At 64.2% G+C, this 15,728-nt stretch carries 13 protein-coding genes and 1 pseudogene; 3 read left to right on the top strand and 11 right to left on the bottom strand.

Going from position 1 to position 15,728, the window contains the following annotated elements:
* The first annotated feature begins 19 nt into the window (after positions 1-19).
* A complete protein-coding gene (locus CSQ95_RS25030; protein ID WP_257218219.1) occupies positions 20-1,462 on the top strand; it encodes an efflux transporter outer membrane subunit in 1,443 nt (480 codons plus the stop codon).
* A 140-nt stretch (positions 1,463-1,602) separates the two neighbouring features.
* Positions 1,603-2,039, top strand: a pseudogene (locus CSQ95_RS25025) (fasciclin domain-containing protein).
* A 55-nt stretch (positions 2,040-2,094) separates the two neighbouring features.
* On the opposite strand, the gene CSQ95_RS25020 reads toward CSQ95_RS25025, so the two are convergent.
* From CSQ95_RS25020 to CSQ95_RS24985, 8 genes are all read right to left on the bottom strand, one after another.
* Positions 2,095-2,358 (bottom strand): hypothetical protein, encoded by a 264-nt coding sequence (locus CSQ95_RS25020; protein WP_099411462.1) that lies wholly within the window; start codon positions 2,356-2,358, stop codon positions 2,095-2,097.
* Between the two features lie 45 nt (positions 2,359-2,403).
* The gene (locus tag CSQ95_RS25015) at positions 2,404-2,748 is read right to left on the bottom strand and encodes a hypothetical protein (RefSeq protein ID WP_099411461.1); all 345 of its coding nucleotides are present in this window, start codon (positions 2,746-2,748) and stop codon (positions 2,404-2,406) included.
* A 114-nt stretch (positions 2,749-2,862) separates the two neighbouring features.
* The gene (locus tag CSQ95_RS25010) at positions 2,863-3,885 is read right to left on the bottom strand and encodes a serine hydrolase (RefSeq protein ID WP_099411460.1); all 1,023 of its coding nucleotides are present in this window, start codon (positions 3,883-3,885) and stop codon (positions 2,863-2,865) included.
* 63 nt (positions 3,886-3,948) lie between these two features.
* A complete protein-coding gene (locus tag CSQ95_RS25005) occupies positions 3,949-5,190 on the bottom strand; it encodes a PepSY-associated TM helix domain-containing protein (protein ID WP_373632954.1) in 1,242 nt (413 codons plus the stop codon).
* A 9-nt stretch (positions 5,191-5,199) separates the two neighbouring features.
* Positions 5,200-7,368 carry a TonB-dependent siderophore receptor gene (locus tag CSQ95_RS25000; protein ID WP_099411458.1) on the bottom strand — a complete coding sequence of 723 codons (2,169 nt, stop codon included), beginning with the start codon at positions 7,366-7,368 and terminating at the stop codon, positions 5,200-5,202.
* A gap of 277 nt (positions 7,369-7,645) precedes the next feature.
* On the bottom strand, positions 7,646-7,984 hold the full coding sequence (locus CSQ95_RS24995) for a hypothetical protein (RefSeq protein ID WP_099411457.1): 339 nt from the start codon (positions 7,982-7,984) through the stop codon (positions 7,646-7,648).
* A 39-nt stretch (positions 7,985-8,023) separates the two neighbouring features.
* The gene (locus CSQ95_RS24990; protein ID WP_099411456.1) at positions 8,024-8,356 is read right to left on the bottom strand and encodes a hypothetical protein; all 333 of its coding nucleotides are present in this window, start codon (positions 8,354-8,356) and stop codon (positions 8,024-8,026) included.
* Positions 8,357-8,578: 222 nt separating this feature from the next.
* On the bottom strand, positions 8,579-8,908 hold the full coding sequence (locus CSQ95_RS24985; RefSeq protein ID WP_070289293.1) for a hypothetical protein: 330 nt from the start codon (positions 8,906-8,908) through the stop codon (positions 8,579-8,581).
* A gap of 210 nt (positions 8,909-9,118) precedes the next feature.
* Here CSQ95_RS24985 and ligD point away from each other — a divergent pair, with 210 nt between their 5' ends.
* A complete protein-coding gene (gene ligD, locus CSQ95_RS24980; protein WP_099411455.1) occupies positions 9,119-11,605 on the top strand; it encodes a DNA ligase D in 2,487 nt (828 codons plus the stop codon).
* Here ligD and CSQ95_RS24975 read toward each other — a convergent pair.
* The 3 genes from CSQ95_RS24975 to CSQ95_RS24965 all read right to left on the bottom strand — a co-directional run.
* Positions 11,589-13,901 (bottom strand): PAS domain S-box protein, encoded by a 2,313-nt coding sequence (locus tag CSQ95_RS24975; RefSeq protein WP_180279156.1) that lies wholly within the window; start codon positions 13,899-13,901, stop codon positions 11,589-11,591. The two genes, ligD and CSQ95_RS24975, sit on opposite strands and share 17 nt — an antisense overlap.
* A 120-nt stretch (positions 13,902-14,021) precedes the next feature.
* Positions 14,022-14,897: a Ku protein gene (locus CSQ95_RS24970; protein ID WP_099411454.1), complete on the bottom strand. Its 876-nt coding sequence runs from the start codon at positions 14,895-14,897 to the stop codon at positions 14,022-14,024.
* A gap of 3 nt (positions 14,898-14,900) precedes the next feature.
* Positions 14,901-15,728, bottom strand: an 828-nt coding sequence (locus CSQ95_RS24965) for an SDR family oxidoreductase (RefSeq protein WP_099411453.1), incomplete at its 5' end; no start/stop codon positions are given.

The following is a 15,728-nucleotide window of genomic DNA, read 5'->3' as shown; positions in this document are numbered from 1 at the left end:
GGCGCCCGTCTTGAGCGCCATGGCCGCCGCAGTCCTGCTGGCCGCCTGCGCGGCGCCCGAGTTCAAGCAGCCGCAGATCGAGACGCCGGCGGCGTTCAAGGAAGCGCAAGCGCCTGCCGTGCAGACGGCGGCCGACGGCACGCGCTGGAAGCAGGGCGTGCCAGCCGAGCGCCAGGCGCGCGGCGAATGGTGGCTGGCGTTCAATGATCCGGCTTTGACTGGCCTGATCAACGAGGCCACGCAGGCGAACGCCAACCTGGCCGTGGCCGCCGCCCGCGTCAAGCAGGCGAGGGCGATTGCCGGCATCGCCGAAGCGGACCGCATTCCGCAAGTGGGCGTGAACGTGGGCGGCCAGCGCAACCGCGCTTCCGCCGTGTCGCTCGGCTTGCCGAACGGCGCGCCGGTGGCGGCGACCAACGTCTACCAGGCCAACCTGACGGCCAGCTACGAAGTCGATCTGTTCGGCAGGGTGGCATCGAACGTCAGCGCCGCGCGCAGCGATGCGCTGGCCGTGGAAGCGACTTACCGCTCGGTGCTGCTGTCGCTGCAGGCCGACGTGGCGCAAACCTACTTCCAGCTGCGCGCCACGGATGCCGAACTGGCGACCCTGGAACAGACGGTGCGCCTGCGCGAGGAAAGCGTGCATGTGAACCAGCGCCGCTACGACCTGGGCGACATCGGCGAATTCGACCTGTCCCGTGCCCGCACGGAGCTGTCGACCGTGCGCGCCGAAGCCATCGGCCTGCAGCGCCAGCGCGCCACCAGCGAGCATGCGCTGGCCGTCCTGCTGGGCAAACCTGCCGCCAGCTTCACGGCGGGCGTCAACCCGCTGCAGGATAGCGGCTTCCTGCCCGTGATCCCGGCCGGCATGCCTTCGTCCTTGCTGGAGCGCCGTCCCGACATCGCGTCGGCGCAGCGCACCATGGAAGCGTCGAATGCGCGCATCGGCGCGGCCAAGTCGGCCATGTTCCCCGCATTGAGCCTGAACGCTTCCGGCGGCGGCGCGTCCGATACCTTCTCGGACATCTTCAAGTGGAGCAGCCGCTCCTGGCTGCTGGGCGCCCTGATGTCGATGCCGATCATCGACGGCGGCCGCAACAAGGCGGCCGTGAGCCGCAGCGAAGCGCAGCTGGAAGAATCGGTGGCCACGTATCGCCAGAGCGTGCTGGTGGCCTTCGCCGAGGTGGAAGACAACCTGGCCGGCCTGCGCATCCTGTCGGGCCAGACGCAGCAGATCGACGAAGCCGTCGTCTCGGCGCGCCGCTCGGCCGACCTGGCGCAAAAGCTGTACGACGCGGGCCGTTCCAGCTACCTGGACCTGCTCGACGCGCAGCGCAACCTGGCGGCCATCGAGCGCAATGCCGTGCAGTTGCGCGGCAACCGCGCCGTCACCACGGTGGCGCTGATCCGCGCCCTGGGCGGCGGCTGGGGCGAGACGGAGCCGCAAGTCGCGGCCAACTAGTATCCCGGCGATAAGCCTGCCAAGAACGGCGTCGTGCACAGCACGGCGCCGTTTTTTTATGGTTGGCGCAGGTCGGCTCAGCGCTGTAGGTCGGCTTAGCGCGCAGCGCGTAAGCCGACAATACCCTGTTCATTACGTCCATGCTGGCCGCCAGCACCCCCTTTGCCTCCGACATGGCGACCATGGTCGGTGGCCAGAGCATGTATCCGTCCAGGGACATCGTCGACAACGCCGTCAATTCAGCCGACCACACGACCCTGGTCGCCGTCGTGAAGGCGGCCGGCCTGGTCGACACCCTGTTCAAGCCGGAAAACAAGGCGACCCTGACGAAAATCCTCACCTACCACGTGGTGCCCGGCAAATACGACTTCAAGGCGCTGGCGTAGGAAATCAAGATGCATGACGGTAAAGCCACCTTGCCCACGGCGAGCGGGGCAAGCTGATGTTCGCCATGAACGGCATGCACAACATCGTGGTGATGGATGAAGGCGGCAACAGCGCCAACATCAGCACCTATGACGTGTACCAGTCGAATGGCGTGATCAATGTCATCGACACGGTGCTGATGCCAAAATAAGCGGACGAAAAAAAAGACAGGGAAAACCCTGTCTTTTTGCTTGCTGCGTCCGTGATTACTTGGCCGGTGTTGCTGGCGTAGCTGGCGTTGCCGGTTCCGCAGGCGTTGCCTTGACGGCTGGAGCGGCTTTCTTTGCCTTGTGATGCTTGGCTTTCTTGTGCGCGGCCGGCTTGACGGCTGCTGCCGGGGCTTCGGCCTTGACGACAGGGGCGACGACAGGAATCGGTGCCACTGGAGCGACTGGCGCGACGGCTGGCGTCTGGGCGAAAGCGGCGGTGGCGAACAGGCTGGCGATCAGGGTGGCGATAACTTTTTTCATGATGAGATCCTTGGTGTTTTTTCGGGTGAATGCAGTGGGAAGAAATTACTTCGCTGGAGCCGCTTCAGCGGTGGCCGATGCCAGCTTTTCGTCAGCCTTGGCCTTGGTTTTCTTGGCTTTGTGGTGGGCTTTGGCCTTGGTGATGGCCGCTTCCGCTTTGGCGCTGGCGACGTCCGTCTTGGCGGCGACGACGGCTTTCGCTTCTTTCGCGTCCGCTTTGACGACCGTTTGCGCTTCCTTGGCATCGGCTTTCACGACGGCCTTGGTGTGGGCCGCTTCCACTTTGGCGGGAACCGAGGCTGCCGGGGTGGCTGCAGGAGCTGCAGGCGTCTGGGCAAAGGCAGCGGTTGCGAACAGGCCGGCGATCAGGGTAGCGATTACGTTTTTCATGGTGCAGTCCTCAGTGGTGGTTGTCTGGTAAGTCTGTTGGTGCCGGGATGATTCCCGTGTCACTGAGCATAAAACGCGGCCCCGGACGCTTGCGTTGACTGTCATTACAAACGCTTACATCTGCGTGACATCGGCCTTCAGGATGGCTTTCAGGATGTCTTCCGAACGGCGCTGTCCGTAACCCTTGCCATACGCGCTGGATGCGATGCTCACCACCATGCGGCGCGCGGGGATCACATAGATCTTGTTGCCGCCATTGCCCGAGGCGAAATACACGGCAATCTGCTGTCCCCCGATATCCTGCGTCTTCGCGTACCAGAAATAGCCGTAGCTGTCGGCGTAGCGGTCGACGGCGCCGATGGCCACGCGCGGCGCCAGCGCCGCTTGCAGCCAGCCCGCATCGATGACCCTCTTGCCGCCAACTACGCCATCGTCGAGCACCATCTGGCCAATTTTTGCGGTGTCGCGCGCCCGCAGCGACAGATTGCCCTGTCCCTTCGGATGGTTGGCCACGTCGCGGCCCCAGCTCCAGCGCGTGATGCCCAGTGGCGCGAACAGCACCTTGGCGGCGTAGTCTTCCAGGTCGGCGCCGCTGGCGTTTTCCACCACTCTGCCGGCGATGTACGCCCCCAGCGAGTTGTAGCGGTAGGCGCTGCCCGGCTTTGTTGCGGCCGGCACGCCGCGCACGAAGGCGGCGGGATCGGGCGCCGCATCGAGCTTGTCTTCATTGCCGGGCGACCGTTCGTCTTCATCGAAGGCCGCCAGGCCCGAACGCATGGTCAGCACATCGTCGAGGACGACTTTGCCGACCGGGCTGCCGGCCACTTCGTGCCAGTAGTCGCCTACGGTTTTTGTCGTCGCCAGCTGGCCGCGCGCCACGGCCGCACCGGCCAGCAGGGCGGTGATGCTCTTGCCGGCCGAGCGGATGTCGTGCAGGGTATCGGCCGTCTCGCCGTTGTAATAGCGTTCGGCGACGATGGCGCCGTCGCGCAACACGACGACGGCGCGCAGGTCGCCATGGCTGTCGCGGTCCTGGGCTTGCAGGACTTGCGCGATGGTGCCGGGGGCGCTGTCCTGCGCCAGGGCGGCGCAGGACAGGAGGAGGGTACTCAGCAAGGACAAGGACAGGCGGCGCATGGACAGCTTTCGTGGCGATGGTCGGATTGCCAGTGTCGCCCAGTTGCGCCGTTTTGTGGCGTTTTACTGCACCTGCTTGCTGAAGTTTGCATGCAGCGGCGCCGGCGCCTTGCCGGTCTGCGCTGCGCGGGCACGGTGTTTTCTCAACCAGATGATCAGGCCCGTCGCGCTCAGCATGGCCACCACCAGGCCCATGGCGGAAATCAGGATGCGCCCGGGCAGGCCCAGGATGCGGCCCGAATGCAGGGGGAATTGCGCCTGCAGGAAGATGTCGCCCGCGCTGCCCGTGCCGGGCACCACGCCGCCCGCCGGCTTGCCGTCGCGCCCGTCGAAGTACAGCCATGCATTTCCCAGGCCGCCGTCGCCATGGTCGTTGTCCGCCGCGAAGAAACCGACGCCATACAGGCCGTAGGCGGAAGAATAAAACACGCCGCCGGCCGGCAGCGTCCAGCCCCGCCTTGCCGCTTCCGTCTTCGCCAGCGCGACAACCTGTTCGCGCGTCAGCAGCGGTTCGATGGGATGCCCGGGCGGCTGCGGCGTGCGGCTGTCGAAGGCGTTCGGGCTGAGCGTGGACAACTTCGCCACCAGCGGACGCATCACCTGGGTTTGCAGATTCATCGACACGGACGTGACGGCCAGCGCCAGCAGCAGCAACCAGACCCACACGCCGCCCGAGCGGTGCAAGTCGAAGTTCAGCCTGTGGCCCCTTTCGCGCCAGCGGAAGGCCAGCGACTTGCGCCAGCTGCGCCGGTTCGGAAACGACAGATACAGGGCGATGCCGCAGTCAAGGACCCACACGATGCCGATGATGCCCATGAACCACACGCCCAGTTCGATGCCCCAGCCATCGGGAATGTGCATGGTGTAGTGCAGTTTATACAGGAAGGGCAGCAGGTTTTCGCGCGTCAGCGAGACCGCAGCCCACTGGCGCGTGCCCTGGATGGCGCCCGTGGCCGGGTCGACGGCCACCTGGTTGAAGCCCGGCTCAAACGGCTTGCCGGTGGCCGGGTCGGGCCGGCCTTCCACCGCGATCAGCGCCGTGTGGCCAGGCTCGATCGCCGTGAGCGTGTAGTTCACGCGCAGGCGCCGGTCCTGCGCCTCGAGCTGCTGCGCCAGTTCCAGTCCCGATTTTGCGGGGCCGTCACCGGCGGTGCCGGCGGCGTGGAACAGCTGCGGATTGAGCCAGGCGTCGAGCTCGTGATCCCACGAGATCACGGCGCCCGTCAGGCCGGAAATGAACAGGAAGAGCGCCACCGCCAGGCCGAACCAGCGGTGCAGAACAACCATGGGAGGACGCAGTCGCATGGCGGCTCCCTAGTATTTCCAGCTCAGGGTGGCGCTGCCATTGCGGCCCGCCGCGTACAGCGACTGGGTCCAGTACAGGCTGGTCAGGTGCTTCTTGTCCGTCACATTGTTCAGGTTCAGCGACAGGCTGACGTTGCGGCTGATGGCGTAGCTGGCCATCAGGCCCAGTTGCGCGTAGGCGCCCTGGTGCAGGGTGGTGCTGTCGTCGACCTTGTTGTAGATGGCGTCCTGCCAGGTCAGGCTGGCGCCCAGCTTCAGCGTCGGCACGGCCGGCACGTGATAGGTAGTGACCAGGTGGAAGCGCTTGCGCGGGATGAAGGTGCGCGCATCGTGGCCGTCGTCGCCCTCGATGCGCAGCTGCGCATAGCCGGCGTTCGCCTGCCAGCCTTTCGCCAGTTCGCCCGAGGCATCGAGCTCGAAACCCTGCGACTCCGAATCGACGCCTTTGTAGAAGGTCTTGAGGTCGGGCGTGGTGCCGGCCGCCTCGGCCACGTTCTTCTGGCGCGTCTTGAACAGGGCGCCGGACAGGTTCAGGCGACCGTCGAACCAGTCGCTTTTCAAGCCCGCTTCCAGGCTCTTGCCGGTAGCCGCCGCCAGGGTCTGGCCCGTGCGGTCGATGCTGCTTTGCGGGTTGAAGATCTCCGTGTAGCTGCCGTAGGCCGACACATGGCGGCCGATGTCGTACACCAGGCCGAGATAGGGCGTGGTGTCGCTCTGCGACTTGGCCTGGCTGACGCCGTACGCGCTGCCCGTGCTGTCGGCCTTGACGGTGTTCACGCCCGCCAGCAGCTTGGCATTGTCGGCCAGGTTGAAGCGGGCGGCCAGGTAGGCATTCTTGCGTTCGTCCTTGTAGGCGCTGCCATTGGTCGATGCATCGAAGAGCGGTTCCGGGTAGGAGCCGTCGAAGGCCGTGCCGTTCGGCAGGGACGTGCCGATGCCGCGGCCATAATACGACACGTCGTCGAGCGTGGACTTCGACCAGGCCAGGCCCATGCTGAGGTCATGCCGGCGCCCGGCCAGCGTGAATGTGCCCGTGGCGGCGACATCGAACAGGCGCTGCTTGTTGGCCGAGGCATAGCGCGAAGGGTAGCTGAACAAGCCGTTGCCCGTGGCCTTGTCCGGCGTGCCGTAGACGTAGAACAGTTTGGAATCTGAGGTGGAGCGGTTGTAGGTGGCCGTGGCCGTCACGCGCCAGTCGGCATTGAACTGGTGCGCCAGTTCGGCGAAGGTGCTGTTGTTGAGGATGCTCCAGCGCGACCAGTCGGCCGAGGTCGAGGCGGAAACCGGGTAGTCGGTCGGCGTGCCATCCGCGTAGGCGACGGGCAGGGCGCCCCACATGCCGCCCCTGGCCAGGTTGTTCTGGTAGCTGTGGCCCACGGCCAGGCGGGTGTCCGGCGTCAGCTTCGCTTCGACGATGGCGTAGGCGACATCCTTGCGCGGCGAGTAGCGGTCCAGGTGGGAATCGCCTTCCTCGTGGGCGACGACGAAGCGGGCCGCCACCTTGCCATCGGCGCCGAGCGGCGTCGAGACGTCGGCATCGACGCGGCGCGTGTTCCACGAGCCCAGCGTGACGCCGGCGGCAGCGGCCAGGCCCTGGGTAGGGCGCTTGCGCACGAAGTTGACGGTGGCCGACGGATTGCCGGTCGAGGAAATCAGGCCGTTCGCGCCGCGCACGATGTCGACGCGCTCGAACAGCGCCGTATCGAGGTCGCCCATCACATTGCCGAAGACGAAAGGAATGCCCACGCCGTCGAACTGGAAGTTGGTGATGTCGTAGCCGCGCGCCGTGTAATAGGTACGGTCCGTTTCCACCGCTTCCACCGTCACGCCCGTCGTTTGCGCCAGCACCTTGCTGGCGTTATCGAGCCTGAAATCATCCATTTGCGCGCGCGTGACCACGGAAACGGCCTGCGGCGTCTCGCGCAGCGACAGGTCGAATTTGCTGGCCGAGGCGCTTTTGCGCGTCGTGTAGGCGTTCGCGTCGCTGCTGCCCGTGACGGTAATGGTTTGCATCATGAGCGTATCTTCGCCAGCGTCATCGGCGGGGGCGCTGCCGGCGCCATGCGCCATGCCGGCGCCGAGCGCCAGTGAAATGGCCAGGGCCAGCGGGCGCAACGACAGCGCGGCGGGGGAGGATGGGGTGGACGGTGTGGCGGAAAGAACGGTGTGACCTGGCATTGAAACGGCTCCTGAATCAAGGATGAGAATGAGAATAATTCTCAATTCTATTTGAGGAGAGGCCGGAATGGAAAATTTTTGTGACTGAAAAGCGTTGTTTTTTACATCTTTACACGGTTTTACGTGGAAGGCTCCTGCTTCCGAGCGTAAGTGTCGGTCATGCGCAGCCAGTGCCGGACGCGAAAAAAAAGACAGCCGAAGCTGTCTTTGGTACTGCAGGCGAAGTCGCCACGGAAGCGCAGACCCGGCGGACGCGCTCCCGTGGCTACCGCTGCGATTACTTCGCTGGCGCTGGTGCTGCCGGTACGGCTTCTGCCGCTTTCGTTGCATCCGCTTTTACCTTGGATTTGCTGGCCTTGTGATGGGCCTTGGCCTTGCTGACCTTGGCGTCGGCCTTGGCGCTGGCCACGTCGGCTTTCGCATCGGCGGCGACGGCCGCTTCTTTCGCATCGGCTTTCACGACGGCCTTGGTTTCCTTGGCTTCCGCTTTTGCTACGGCTTTCGTGTGGGCCGCTTCCGCCTTGGCGGGAACCGGTGCTGCCGGGGCGGCAGGGGTTTGGGCGAAGGCTGCGGTAGCGAACAGGCTGGCGACGAGAGTGGCGATAACTTTTTTCATTGTATTGTCCTGGAGAGTGGTAAGCGATTGTCTGGGTGATTACTTGGCTGCTGCCGGTGCTGCTTCAGCGGTGGCCGAAGCCAGTTTTGCGTCAGCCTTGGCTTTCGTGTGCTTGGCCTTGTGATGGGCTTTGGCTTTCGTGGTGGCCGCTTCCGCCTTGGCGCTGGCGACTTCCGTTTTCGCGGCGACGACGGCTTTCGCTTCTTTGGCGTCCGCTTTCACGACCGTTTGCGCTTCCTTGGCATCGGCTTTTGCGACGGCCTTGGTATGGGCCGCTTCGACTTTGGCGGGCACTGCCGGAGCTGCAGGCGTCTGGGCGAAGGCAGCGGTTGCGAACAGGCCGGCGATCAGGGTAGCGATTACTTTTTTCATGGTGCAGTCCTCAGTGGTGGTTTGTCTGGTGTATCTGTTGGTGGTGGGATGATTCCCGTGTCACTGAGCATAAAACGCGCCCCGGAAGCTTACCGTTGACCTTGTTTACACTTTCTTACAATCAGGTGTTTTATAGGATGTTGCCGCATGATGCTGGCATGAAAACGAAAAAAGACAGCCTAAGCTGTCTTTTTGTGTGGCGCAAAAAATGCGCTGTGGGGATTACTTGGCTGCTGCTGCGGTTGCTTCAGTTTTGGCTTCGTCAGCCTTGGCCTTGGCTTTTTTCGCTTTTTTGTGGGCTTTGGCTTTGGTGACGGCGGCATCGGCCTTGGCGCTGGCGACATCGGCTTTCGCATCGGCGGCGACGGCGGCTTCTTTCGCATCGGCTTTCACGACGGCCTTCGTTTCTTTGGCTTCTGCTTTAGCCACTTCCTTGGTGTGCTTGGCTTCGGCCTTGGCCGGCGCTGCTGGTGCTGGGGTTTGAGCAAAGGCTGCGGTAGCGAACAAGCCGGCGATCAGAGTAGCGACAATGTTGACAGTGCGTTTTTTCATGATGCAGTTCCTCGAGAAGTGGGGTTGTAGTTCAGGAGATCAATCCCCTGTCACTGAGGCAAAAACGCGCCGTGCGGCAATTGCGTTGACACGTTTTCTCTCAATTACAAACACTTACATTTGCCGGGACAGGCACTCTGTTAGCTGGCGTACCGCGCCACGGCCCCTGGCGGCCTAGACTCGATGCCATCGTCACCGCATGGGTCCGCCATGAAAGCCGCTTTGAAAACCTATCAAGCCAAGCGCAATTTCGCCGTCACGCCCGAGCCTGCGGGGGGCGGCGAGGCGGCGAACGACGGGCTCAGCTTCGTCATCCAGAAGCACTGGGCCAGCCGTCTGCACTATGACTTTCGCCTGGAACTGGACGGCACGATGAAAAGCTGGGCCGTGCCGAAAGGGCCCAGCTACGACCCGCGCGACAAGCGCATGGCCGTGCAGGTGGAAGACCACCCGGTTGCCTACGCCAGCTTTGAAGGCACGATCCCCGAAAAACAGTATGGCGCGGGCAAGGTCATCATCTGGGACAAGGGCACGTGGCGGCCCCAGCCGGCCACGCCCGATGCGCGCAAGGCGCTGGCAGCCGGCGAGCTGAAATTCACCGTACATGGCCACAAGATGCACGGCAAGTGGGTGCTCGTGCGCATGAAGGGCAAGGGCGAAAAGCAGCCCGCCTGGCTGCTGATCAAGGAAAAAGATGAATATGCCCGGCCGGCGCTGGAATTTTCTGTCGTCGACGAATTCCCCGACAGCGTCAAGCACAAGGCCATGCCCAAGCGCAAACACAGCGCGGAGCAGGCGGCTGCGCCAGCCGCGAAGCTGCCAGCCGCCCTGTCGCCGCAGCTGGCCACGCTCGTCGATGCGCCGCCGCCAGACGCGCAAGACTGGATGTTCGAGGTGAAATTCGACGGTTACCGCATCCTCGCGCGTTGCGATGGCGAACGGGTCAGTTTGATCACGCGCAATGGCAACGACTGGACGGCGAAACTGCCGAAACTGCGGCAGGCGCTGGAAAAGCTGGGCTTGCCGCCAGGCTGGTATGACGGCGAAATCGTCGTCAACGACGCCAGCGGCCACCCGGATTTCGGCGCCTTGCAGCGGGCCTTCGATGCGGACACGACCAGCGAGATCGTGTATTACCTGTTCGACGTGCCGTTTTTCGACGGCCACGATCTGCGCGGCCAGCCCGTCGAGGCGCGCCGGGCCTTGCTGGAACAGCTGCTGCAGCGCTTGCCGGCTTCGCCGCTGCTGCGCTTCAGCGAAGCGCTCGACGCCAAACCCCGGCAATTGCTGGCCCACGCCTGCCGCCTGGGGCTGGAAGGGGTGATCGGCAAGCGGCGCGGCTCGCCCTACGTCACGCGGCGTTCCGGCGACTGGATCAAGCTCAAATGCGGGCTGCGCCAGGAATTCGTCATCGGCGGCTATACGGCGCCGCAAGGCGCGCGCGAAGGCATCGGTTCGCTGCTGCTGGGCGTGCACGATGACCAGGGCAAGCTGCGCTATGCGGGCAATGTGGGCAGCGGCTTTGACGATGCGGCCTTGCGCGACTTGCGGCGCCGCCTCGACGCCCTGACCATGGAGGCGAGTCCGTTTGCGGGCAAGGCGGGCGGCGTGCGCCAGCCCATCTGGGTCAAGCCGGAGCTGGTGGCCGAGGTCGGCTTTGCGCAATGGACCAGCGGCGGCGCCGTGCGCCACGCCGTGTTTCACGGCTTGCGTGCGGATAAACAGCCGGCCGCCATCGTGCGCGAGCGGCCACAGCGAATCGACAGGGAGAAGACGATGCCAAACCAATCCAAGCCGGACAGCGTCTTGCCGGCCAGTTTCAAGGTCAGCCATGCGGACAGGGTGATCGACAAGGACAGCGGCGCCAGGAAGATCGACCTGGTGCGCTACTACGCGCTGGTGGGCAAGCTGATGCTCGTGCATTTGCGGGGCCGGCCCGTGTCGCTGGTGCGCGCGCCGTCCGGCGTGGGCGGCGAGCTGTTTTTCCAGAAGCATGCGGACACGTCCACCATGCCCGGTGTCAAACAGCTCGATCCCGGCCTCGATCCCGAGCATGCCAGCATGCTGGAAGTGGCCAGCGTACAGGGCCTGTTGTCGGCGGCGCAGTGGAACGTGGTGGAATTTCATACGCAAAACGCACTGGCCAGCGCCTATGACACGCCGAACCGCCTGGTGTTCGATCTGGACCCGGGCAAGGGCGTGGCGTGGCCCGCCATCCGCGAAGCGGCCGTGCTGCTGCGCGCCTTCCTGACGGAACTGGGCTTGCCCGCCTGGCTGAAAACCAGCGGCGGCAAGGGCTTGCACGTGGTCGTGCCGATCCGCCCGAAACACGACTGGGATACCGTCAAGGCATTTTCGCAAGCCATCGTGGCGCACATGGCGCAGCTCATTCCCCAGCGTTTCGTCCTGAAAAGCGGACCGTCCAACCGGGTCGGCAAGATTTTCATCGATTATTTACGCAACGGCCGGGGCGCCACCACCGTATGCGCGTGGTCGGCCCGCACGCGTTCGGGGCTGGGCATTTCCGTGCCGCTGGCCTGGGAGGAGCTCGACAAGCTGAAGGCGGGCGACCAATGGAACGTGGGCAATGTCCACAGCCGTCTCGACGTGGGCAATGCGCCGTGGGACGGCTATGCGCGCAGCGCGAAAGGGCTCGATGCGGCGATGAAAAAGCTGGCCTTTACTCCTCCGGCTTGAAGGGCACGGTGGCGCGCGCCAGCTGCAGGGCTTCGTCGATGGCGGCGTTGAGTTGGGGAATCTCGACGGGTTTGGTCAGGTAGCGGAAAAAGCCCGCAGCCAGGCCATGCCGGATGTCGCCCTTCATGGCGTTGGCCGTCAGGGCGATGACGGGAATGTGCGCCGTGCGCGGATCGTTGCGCAGAATGCGTTGCGCCTGGTTGCCGTTCATGCCGGGCAGGTTGATATCCATCAGGATGACATCGGGTTGGCGTTCCAGCGCCAGCGCGATGCCCTGGCGCGCATCGGTGGCCGAGATCATGCGCAGATGCGGCAGGAAGCTGACGATGTCTTCCACCAGGCGCAGGCTGGCCGGATTATCTTCCACGTACAGCAGCAGGGCCTGGCCGCTGGCGTCGTCCCCGGCGTTGCCGGCAGGCTCTGATAGCCCCTCCGTGTCCAGCGGCATGCTCTCGGGCGGCGCGGCCATGGTGTCGAGTTCGATCCAGAACACGCTGCCCTCGCCAAGGCAGCTGTGCACGCCCATGCGTCCGCCCATCAGTTCGACCAGGCGCTTGGTGACGACCAGGCCGATGCCCGTGCCTTCTTCGCTGCCGGCCTCCTGCCCCAGGCGGTTAAACGGCTGGAACAGTTCGGCCATCTGCGCGTCGTCCAGCCCCTTGCCCGTGTCGCGGATGGCGATGCGCACGCACAGCGCATCGGGCTGCGAAATTTCCAGCTCCACCTTGCCGGCCGGACGGTTGTACTTGATGGCATTCGACAGCAGGTTCAGCAGCACTTGCTTGAGGCGCGTATGGTCGGCCCTGAGCGTCAGCGCTTCGCAGGCGGGAAAGATCAGGTGGATCTGGCGCTGCTGCGCCTGTTCTTCCACCATCACGCGCACTTCCTCGATCAGCGCGGGCAGCGTCACCGCTTCCATCGACAGGCTCAGGCTGCCTGATTCGATCTTCGCCAGGTCGAGGATTTCATTGATCAGGGTGAGCAGGTGGCGCCCCGAGGTGACGATGTTTTGCACGAAGGTGCGTTTTTGCAGCACGGTGGCGGGCAAGGCTTCGTTGGCCAGCAGCTGGGCAAAGCCGAGGATGGCATTCAGCGGCGTGCGCAGCTCGTGCGACATGCTGGTGAGAAAACGGTCCTTCGCCTGGCTGGCCCGTTCGAGTTCGACTTTCTGCTCGTTGAGCGTGCGTTCGATGCGCTTGCGCTCGGAGATGTCGCGGATGGCCGACGACACGAGCACGCCTTCGTCTGTTTCCAGCGGCGACAGGCTGATTTCGACGGGAAATTCGGTACCGTCGCGGCGCAAGCCGTACAGTTCCAGCCCTGCGCCCATGGAGCGGGCGCGCGGCGCCGTGGAAAACGCATGGCGGTGGCGCGGATGGTCCATCGCGTAGCGGGCCGGGATCAGCACTTCCACATTGCGCCCGAGCAACTCCGCGCGCGAGTAGCCGAACAGGCGTTCCGTCTGCGAGTTGACGAGCACGATCTCGCCATCGCCGTTGACGATGACGATGGCGTCCGGCGCCGATTCGAGCAGGCCGCGGAACTTCTGCTCGGCGCGCCGGCGGTCGCTGACGTCGCGGATGGCGCTGATGACGAAGGTGCCGATCTCCGTCTGGATGGGCGACAGGCTGATTTCGACGGGAAACTCGATGTTGTCCTTGCGTAAGCCCAGCAACTCCAGGTCGGCGCCCATGGTGCGCGTGCGGGGCTGATCGAAATAGCGCGCGCGGTGCGCCACGTGCGAATGGCGCAGGCGTTGCGGCAGCAGACTATCGATTTGTCTGCCGTTCAATTCGCCTTCCGCGTAGCCGAACAGACGCTGCGCCTGCTGGTTGGCCAGCACGATGGCGCCCGTGGCATTGACCATGATGACGCTGTCCGGCGTCGATTCGAACAGCACGCGGTAGCGCACCTCGACGAACTGGGCGTCGCGCGCCGCCTTCAGCAAGGTCGTGTCCTTCATGGTGGAAATCAGGTAGCGGGGGGCATCCGCCCCGGCCTGTGCCACCTGGCACGCGACATCGACGTGGATGAGTTCGCCATCCTTGCGCCGCCGCAGCGATTCGCGGTCGTAGCTGCCATGCAGGGTCAGCTGTTCGTCGATCAGCGCCGCCGCCTCGGCTTGTCCGGGCAAGGAGATCAGTTCCCACAGCGTGCGGCCCAGCGCTTCGTCGGTGGCATAGCCGAAGATGCGCTGGGCACCCACCGTCCAGCGCACGACGGCGTGCTCTTCGTTCGTGATGACAACGCCGCCAGGGGCGCCGCTGAGGATAAGCTGATCTAACTCGGCATCCATTTTTTCCCGCACGCATGACAGGGCTTGCCGGTTGGCAGGCCTGTGCATAACGTAGCGAGAAGCTTGATCAAAGTCAATGCATTTATAGTATTGACTATTCTCGGTGGCGTGGGGCGTGCCTCAGGCCGCCTTGCGCCTGGCGGACGCCGTTTTGCGCGCAGGGGACGCGGCCGTCCGCTTGCGGACCGGCGCCGCGGACGCCTTCTTGCCCAGGCTTTGCTGCAGCAGGGCGACCAGGTCGATCACATTGCTGTCGTGTTCCTCTTCCGGTTCTGGGGCGGGCGGCGTGATGGTCTTGGTCTGTTTCGCCTTGATTTTCTTCTTGACCAGTGCCAGCACGTCTTCGCGGTAGCTGTCGTGGTATTGCTCCGGTTCCCACGCTTCGCTCATGCCTTCCACGAGCGACAGGGCCATTTTGAGTTCCTTGTCGGAAATGCCGGCCGCCTTCAGGGTACTGGCAGGCAAGTCCAGGTCGTCCGTGGGCCGGAGCTCATCGGCGTAGCGCAGGGTGTTGAGCACGATGGCGTCGCCCACGCAGACGAGCGCGCACAAATGCTGCTTGGTGCGCATGACTACGCTGGCGATACCCACTTTATTGGCTTTGCGCAAGGTTTCGCGCAGCAGCGCATAGACTTTCTCGCCGCCCTTGGCGGGCAGCAGGTAATACGGGTGCTCGTAAAAGGTCAGCGGCACCTCCGCCGCATCGACAAAGGTCAAAATATCGATGGTTTGCGTGGCCGTCACGTTCGCCTGCCTTAAATCCTCGTCGGACAGTACCACGTACTCGTCCGTCTTGTATTCATAGCCCTTGACGATGTCGTCCCACTCGACTTCCTTGCCCGTCTGCTTGTTGTAGCGCTTGTAGCCGATGGGGGCGAAGTCGCGCCGGTCCAGCATGGACAAGTCCAGTTCGTGGTCGAGGCTGGCAGAAATCAGCTCGACGGGAATGTGCACGAGCCCGAAGCTGATGGCGCCTTTCCAGAGTGCGCGCGCCATCGGCTAGTCTCCCACCGTGCCGGTGACGGGCAGGACAATGCCGCTGATGTAGCTGGAACAGGCGGGAGAGGCCAGGAAGACATAGGCGGGCGACAGTTCTTCCGGCTGGGCCGGGCGGCGCATGTCCGTGTCCTGGCCGAATTTCTCGATCTCCTCGGGCGACTTGTCGGTCGGATTGAGCGGCGTCCAGACGGGGCCGGGTGCGATGGCGTTCACGCGGATGCCCTTGTCGAGCAGGTTGCCGGCCAGCGCCATGGTAAACGCATGGATGGCGCCCTTGGTGGTGGAATAGTCGAGCAGGTGCTTGGAACCCTGCAAACCCGTCACGGAACCCGTGTTGATGATGGACGCGCCCCGCTGCAAGTGGGGCAGCACGGCCTTGGCCATGTGAAAATAACCGTAGACATTGGTTTTCATGGTCAGGTCGAAGCGTTCTTCGCTCAGGTCCAGCAAGGATTCGGCGTGTTCCTGGAAGGCGGCGTTGTTGACCAGCACATCGATGTGCGTGAACCTCTCCAGCACCTGGCTGACGGCTTGCTGGCAAAAGCCCTGGTCGCGCACGTCGCCGGGGATCAAAAGGCAGCTTTGGCCTTCCGCTTCCACGTAGCGCTTCGTTTCGTTGGCGTCCGCGTGTTCGTTCAGGTAAATGATGGCGACATCAGCGCCTTCGCGCGCATACAGCACGGCCACGGCGCGGCCGATGCCCGAATCGCCGCCCGTGATGATGGCCACCATGCCGGCCAGCTTGCCGCTGCCGCAGTAATCGGGCGCCAGGAAGCGCGGTTTTAACTGCATTTGCCCCTCGATGCCCGGTTTGTCCAGGTGCTGGGC

It is taken from the genome of Janthinobacterium sp. BJB304 (assembly GCF_002735765.1).
Taxonomy (GTDB): domain Bacteria; phylum Pseudomonadota; class Gammaproteobacteria; order Burkholderiales; family Burkholderiaceae_D; genus Janthinobacterium.
This window is presented reverse-complemented; position numbering and strand designations above follow the sequence as displayed.

Coding starts and splice junctions, on each gene's coding strand:
- CSQ95_RS25030 (WP_257218219.1), top strand. CDS start 20: ATGGCCGCCGCAGTCCTGCTGGCCGCCTGCGCGGCGCCCGAGTTCAAG.
- CSQ95_RS25005 (WP_373632954.1), bottom strand. CDS start 5,190: ATGCGACTGCGTCCTCCCATGGTTGTTCTGCACCGCTGGTTCGGCCTG.
- CSQ95_RS25020 (WP_099411462.1), bottom strand. CDS start 2,358: ATGAAAAAAGTTATCGCCACCCTGATCGCCAGCCTGTTCGCCACCGCC.
- ligD (WP_099411455.1), top strand. CDS start 9,119: ATGAAAGCCGCTTTGAAAACCTATCAAGCCAAGCGCAATTTCGCCGTC.
- CSQ95_RS24990 (WP_099411456.1), bottom strand. CDS start 8,356: ATGAAAAAAGTAATCGCTACCCTGATCGCCGGCCTGTTCGCAACCGCT.
- CSQ95_RS24985 (WP_070289293.1), bottom strand. CDS start 8,908: ATGAAAAAACGCACTGTCAACATTGTCGCTACTCTGATCGCCGGCTTG.
- CSQ95_RS25000 (WP_099411458.1), bottom strand. CDS start 7,368: ATGCCAGGTCACACCGTTCTTTCCGCCACACCGTCCACCCCATCCTCC.
- CSQ95_RS24975 (WP_180279156.1), bottom strand. CDS start 13,901: ATGGATGCCGAGTTAGATCAGCTTATCCTCAGCGGCGCCCCTGGCGGC.
- CSQ95_RS25010 (WP_099411460.1), bottom strand. CDS start 3,885: ATGCGCCGCCTGTCCTTGTCCTTGCTGAGTACCCTCCTCCTGTCCTGC.
- CSQ95_RS24970 (WP_099411454.1), bottom strand. CDS start 14,897: ATGGCGCGCGCACTCTGGAAAGGCGCCATCAGCTTCGGGCTCGTGCAC.
- CSQ95_RS25015 (WP_099411461.1), bottom strand. CDS start 2,748: ATGAAAAACGTAATCGCTACCCTGATCGCCGGCCTGTTCGCAACCGCT.
- CSQ95_RS24995 (WP_099411457.1), bottom strand. CDS start 7,984: ATGAAAAAAGTTATCGCCACTCTCGTCGCCAGCCTGTTCGCTACCGCA.